The organism is Sphingomonas sp. CCH9-E2 (genome assembly GCF_001557215.1).
Lineage (GTDB): Bacteria > Pseudomonadota > Alphaproteobacteria > Sphingomonadales > Sphingomonadaceae > Sphingomonas.
In genome coordinates this window covers 1-5,644 of record NZ_LSJM01000025.1, presented here as the reverse complement: position 1 = coordinate 5,644, position 5,644 = coordinate 1, and the positions used below count along the sequence as shown (strand labels likewise).

5 protein-coding genes are annotated in these 5,644 nt (G+C 65.0%); 3 read left to right on the top strand and 2 right to left on the bottom strand.

All coding sequences use genetic code 11. The annotated features are described in order from the left end of the window. Positions 1 to 359 (bottom strand): hypothetical protein (locus AX681_RS01265; protein ID WP_156455974.1); only part of this gene is annotated, 359 nt, incomplete at its 3' end. Positions 360 to 791: 432 nt separating this feature from the next. On the opposite strand from AX681_RS01265, the gene AX681_RS01260 reads away from it, so the two are divergent. The 3 genes from AX681_RS01260 (at position 792) to AX681_RS21725 (ending at position 5,074) form a co-directional block, all read left to right on the top strand. Next, positions 792 to 2,942 carry a prolyl oligopeptidase family serine peptidase gene (locus AX681_RS01260; RefSeq protein WP_066662181.1) on the top strand — a complete coding sequence of 717 codons (2,151 nt, stop codon included), beginning with the start codon at positions 792 to 794 and terminating at the stop codon, positions 2,940 to 2,942. A 118-nt stretch (positions 2,943 to 3,060) separates the two neighbouring features. Then, positions 3,061 to 4,830 carry a hypothetical protein gene (locus AX681_RS01255; protein ID WP_066662180.1) on the top strand — a complete coding sequence of 590 codons (1,770 nt, stop codon included), beginning with the start codon at positions 3,061 to 3,063 and terminating at the stop codon, positions 4,828 to 4,830. A gap of 106 nt (positions 4,831 to 4,936) precedes the next feature. Continuing rightward, positions 4,937 to 5,074: a hypothetical protein gene (locus AX681_RS21725; protein WP_156442835.1), complete on the top strand. Its 138-nt coding sequence runs from the start codon at positions 4,937 to 4,939 to the stop codon at positions 5,072 to 5,074. A gap of 17 nt (positions 5,075 to 5,091) precedes the next feature. Here AX681_RS21725 and AX681_RS01250 read toward each other — a convergent pair. Beyond that, positions 5,092 to 5,644, bottom strand: a 553-nt coding sequence (locus AX681_RS01250; RefSeq protein WP_156442834.1) for a peptidylprolyl isomerase, incomplete at its 5' end; no start/stop codon positions are given.

The following is a 5,644-nucleotide window of genomic DNA, read 5'->3' as shown; positions in this document are numbered from 1 at the left end:
ACCCCCTTCAACCCCCGCCCGTGAAAAAACCGCACATCACGCGGCAGAAACTGCGGAAACCGGCACGCAAACATGTGCACCCGCCGCGCCCCGGCGAAGATCGCAAGCGCGCTGCCCTGCGCCTTCACATCATAGCTGCCGACCTGCCCCTTGGCGCAGTCGAAATAGGTCTCGCGCTCGCGCAAAGGTGGCCCGGTCACGCACATGAACACGACCAGCCGGTCGGTGCAGCCATTTTCCAGCGTCCCGATCGTGCCGCTCTCGGGCGGCACCGCGCGGATACAGGCGCTGGCATCGGCGGCAGGGTCGGTCTGCGGCGTGGCGGCAAGGATCAGCGCAGATAGGATCATCGCGGCCATCCTGCCATGCTCCTCCGCCCCAAGCTAATGTTGCGCCCCCGTAAGAATCGCTGAACTTTGGTGTGGTGTCCGGCTCCCCATCTAAGGTCCCAAGGCAGAACCGACGGAAATCCGCCGATCGCCGAATTGGCACGCGCCCTGCAAACATCGCGGCGCAGGAGGTTCAGATGAAACGGACGAGCGGACATGGCGCAAGCAGTGCGGTGGCGATTGCTTTCGCCACCTTGCCATTGCTGGTGATGGCTTGGATCGCCCACGAGAGTGCGCTGCTCGCCTTTGCCTGACACTGGAGTCGCCTCGCGGTCGCGAACCTGTCGCGTTGCTGTGTCGTCGGTCGAAAACCCCCGCATTTATGTCAGCTTCGTCGGACACGCCGCTTGACCCGGCGAAGTGTAGCAATAGGGTAAGGCGCTTCCGTTTCAGGAGATACCAATGCGCCGCGCGTCGATTCTCGCCCTGCCTTTGCTGTTCGTTACCCCCACCGCCTTCGCCAGCCCGGAGTCCGCGCCGACCATGACCGCACCGATCACCTATCCCGACACCCGCCGCGTCGATGTCGTCGATGAGGCGTTCGGGGAAAAGGTCGCCGACCCCTATCGCTGGCTGGAAAACGACGTCCGCAACGACAAGGAAGTGGCCGAATGGGTTGCGGCGCAGAACAAGGTGACCGACGCCTATCTCGATACGCTCCCCGGCCGCGACATCTTCAAGGCACGGATCAAGCAGCTGTTCGATTACGAACGCTTCGGCGTGCCCACCCGCAAGGGCGGACGTTATTTCTACAGCCACAATAGCGGCCTGCAGAATCAGGCGGTCTTGTGGGTGCGTGACAGCCTCGACGGACCGGGCCGCGTGCTGATCGACCCCAATGGCTGGGCCAAGGACGGCGCGACTGCACTGTCCGAATGGGTGCCGTCGGAGGATGGCAAGCTGCTCGTCTATGGCATTCAGGACGGCGGCTCGGACTGGCGCACCGTCAAAGTGCTCGACGTCGCCACCGGAAAGACGCTGGACGATGAGGTCAAGTGGATCAAGTTCAGCAACCTCGCCTGGGCCAAGGATGGCTCGGGCTTCTATTATTCGCGCTTTCCGGCGGTGAAGGAGGGCGAGACCTTCCAGGCGCTGAACGAAAACCAGGCGGTCTATTTCCACAAGCTCGGCACGTCGCAGGATGCCGACAAACTGATCTACGCGACCCCGGAAACGCCGCGCCGCGGCCATTTCGCGCAGGTCACCGATGACGGCGGCTGGCTGGTCATCACCACGACCGAGGGGACCGACAATCGCTACGAAGTGACGATCCTCAACCTCAAGGACCCCGCCGCCAAGCCGCGCACGATCATCAAGGGGCTGGAGAACGAGTGGAGCCTCGCCGGCAATATCGGCAGCAAATTCTTCTGGACCACCGACAAGGGGGCGTCGCGCAAAAAGGTCGTGACGATGGACGTCGCCGCCGCCAACCCGGTCGCGACCGACCTGATCCCCGAGGACAAGGCGACGATGGAAGGCGCGGGCATCGTCGGCGGGCAGCTGTTCGTCACCTATCTGGTCGACGCGAAGGACGAGATGCGGCGCTATTCGCTCGACGGCAAGCTGCTGGGCAAGGTCGCGACGCCGGGCATCGGCAGCGTGGCGGGCTTTAGCGGCGACCCGGGCGAGACCGAGGCCTTCTACGCCTTTACCAGCTTCAACATGCCGACCACCGTCTATCGCTATGACGTTAAGACCGGCAAGGCGACCGAATGGGCCAAGCCCAAGGTGGCGTTCGACCCGGCCAAATATGGCGTCGAGCAACGCTTCTTCACCTCGAAGGACGGGACCAAGGTTCCGATGTTCGTGGTCAAGCGCAAGGATGTGACCGGGCCCGCGCCGACGCTGCTCTGGGCCTATGGTGGGTTCAACATCAGCTATGGCCCGGCGTTCAGCGCCGCGCGGCTGGCGTGGATGGAGCAGGGGGGCGTGTTCGTCCTCGCCAATATCCGCGGCGGCGGCGAATATGGCAAGGCGTGGCACGATGGCGGACGCCTGAAGAACAAGCAGAATGTGTTCGACGATTTCATCGCGGCAGGCGAGTATCTGATCGCTCAGGGGATCACGAAGAAGGACGGGCTCGCGATCCAGGGCGGGTCGAATGGCGGTCTGCTGGTCGGCGCGGTGGTCAACCAGCGGCCGGATCTGTTCGCGGCGGCGATGCCCGCTGTCGGCGTGATGGACATGCTGCGCTTCGACCGCTGGACCGCCGGGCGTTACTGGGTCGACGATTATGGCTATCCGTCGAAGGAAGCCGACTGGAAGATCCTGCGCAACTATTCGCCCTATCACAACATCCAGTCGGGCAAGACCTATCCGGCAATCCTGGCGACCACTGCGGACACTGACGATCGCGTGGTGCCGGGCCATACGTTCAAATACACCGCCGCGCTGCAGGCGGCGGATATCGGCCCCAAGCCGCACCTTGTCCGGATCGAGACCCGCGCCGGCCATGGTTCGGGCAAGCCGACCGACAAGGTCATCGAGGAAACTTCTGACCTCTGGGCCTTTGCGGCCAAGTGGACCGGTCTCGACGTCAAGCCGGTTCAGTGACTATCGGTGCCCGGGGGCAGCAATGTTCCCCGGGACCGTTGAGATTGCGGGACTTTTTGCCGCTTTCTGCCCCGATCGCCTGCCGCTATCGTCGCGACGAATCGTAAGGGGGCTTTCGGTGAAGAGATTCTGGGCAGCGCTGGTCGGCGCGGTGGCGACCGGCGGGATGGCAAGTGGCGCGCAAGCCGCCCAGACCGAGGTGGTCGAAGTGCCATCCCCGCCGCCGCCCGTAGCGGTGATACCGCCCGCGCCGCCGGCTCTCGCCCCGGCGACCCCGGTCGCGCCCCAGCCAGCGACCGCGGCGGACTATCCGACCTGTGACGGCTATCCCGTCCCGAACCCGAAGAAGAAGCTGAAGCCCGGCGAGAAGCAGCCCGAGCACCGCGCCTGGGGTGGGTTGGGGCCGAATTACGGCATCCGCGTACGATCGTTCGGGGTGCAGGGCAGCGCGGCGTGCGAGCGGACGCTGGCCGACCCGATGCTGGTCCCCGAGTTCCGCGATCGCCGCCTCTCGCTGCTCCGCGCCCGCGCACTTCACGAACTTGCCGAGAAGAGCGACGCCACCGCCCTGGCCACGCTGGACGAGTTCGATACCTTCCACGCGACCTATGCCACGCCCGAGGCGCTTGCCGCATCGCGGCTTGGCAGCGACGCGCTGCGCGCGATCGCGCTCTATCGCACGAAGAAGACGGCGGATGCACAGAAATTGCTCGACTCGATCGTCGCGCGACGGCCGTTTTCGCCCAGCGTCCGGCGGATCGCTTCGGCGATCCGGCTGTTGTTCGACACCGATCGCGGCAACCGCATCGCACAGTTGCGCGAACAGGCATCCTATAATCCGCTGATGCTGCGGCTGATGCTGCTGATCGCATTGCAGACCGGCGATTTCGAGAATGCGGCGCTCTATGCCGAGCAGATCAGCTTCGACCTGCCCAAGAACCGGGGCGGCTGGACGCTGAGTGGTGAGGAGGATCGCAAATATGACGAGATCGAGGGTCGCGCGGCGATTCGCGGGGCTCGGGCTTACGCGCTGCTCGCGGCGGGCAAGACCGAGCAGTCGGCCATCGAGCTGAAGGGCGCGCGGGACGAAGTGGCCTTTGCCGTCGAACCCCCGCCGCCGCGCCCCGACGGGCGCAAGCAGCCCAAGCGGGTCGAAGAGGATTATCGCCGCCGCGTCGCCGCCGGGGACAAGGCGACCGAGGCGCTGGACGATTGGTCGCGCGCCATCGCGCTGCGCCTGCGTGCCGGCAAGATGACGATGAAGACCCTGGCCGACGAGCCGGAACGGCCGCGCGGCGAGGCGCTGGTCGTCATGTCGGACTTGATCGCACAGCTGCGCGCCGATGATCCGGCGGAAGCGCGCGCAATCGACGCGACGATCGATGAGATCCGGCGGATGCAGGACCTGGGCATCACCAAGATGCTGCAAATGGGCTTTGGCGACTTGGTCAAGCTGTTGCCGCGCGGCGAGCATGCCGCCGCCAAGCCCAAGATGCGGGACGAGGGGAGCAATTTCTGGCGCACCGATATGGAAGGATATCGGGTCATGAAGGGCGACGATCCCCAATTGGTCAATCTGCGGATGGGCAGCCTGTCAGCGAGCCCGGCGATGGTCGAGGAGGCGGCGATGCTGGTCGCGGCGGACCATGTTCGCGGCCTCGGCAAGGACGCCTTCATCATCGAGAGCGCGTTGCTGGTCGAGCGGACGGTGACCTATGGCTATTACGGCTACAGCGCCGGAAGCGGGACGCCGCAGGGCTTCGAATATCGCCTGCTGATCCGTCCGATCAGCCTGGCGGCTGGCGAGGAGCCGTCGCGGCAGTGGCGGGCGATCAAGGTGGCCGATATCCGTGCCGCGCTCGCCCAAAAATATCCGCCGGCGCAGTAATTTACTGAGTTAACGGACATATAGGTAGAAACCCGATCGCAATTTCCCATTATGGGCAACCCGGTCGGGGCGTGGCAGGCATGGCAGCATCGAGCGGAGACTTGCCATGCCGTCTTACCACGAGATTGCCAGCACGGATGACCCGATGGACGACGCGCTGCCCGCCGGTTCGGGCTTTCTGATGATCGTGTGCGGGTCGTTGGTGTTTTGGGTGTTCGTCCTCCTGCTGTTCAGTGCGGTTTAGGCCGGTGCCGTTCTGCATCAAGGCACGCGGGTCACCTTCAGGATCCGGATTTTCGGGCTGAGCATCTGGCCCTTCATCACGCCCTCGCCCGCGGTCGGTGAGGTCGGGGCGTCGAGGATCTTCCACACCACGTCCATTCCCTCGACCACCTTGCCGAAGGCGGCGTAGCCGAGATTGTCGCCCGGCCGCGTCGGATCGGCGTCGAGCGAGGGCTGATCCCCCACGCTGATCGTGAACTCGCCGCGCGCGGTGCCGGGGGCGAGGCGGGCGGTGCTGATCGCGCCGTTGACGTGCTTGACGCCGGTTTGCGTGGTCGGCTCATGCTTGATCGGGGGCAGGATGCGCTTGGGGTCGTTGTCGATCCCGAACTGGACGAAGCCGAATTTGTCCGCAACCTTCACCGTCCGGTAGAAGGCGATGCCGTCCAGCCGCTTCTGATCGGCATAGCGCAGGAAATTGCGCGCGGTGATCGGCGCGCGCTGCGTCTCCAGTTCCAGCACGATGCGCCCGAAGCTAGTGTCGAGCGCCACCTTTTGCGTCGCCGGTTTGGGCGCCGGGGCAGGGGTGGGC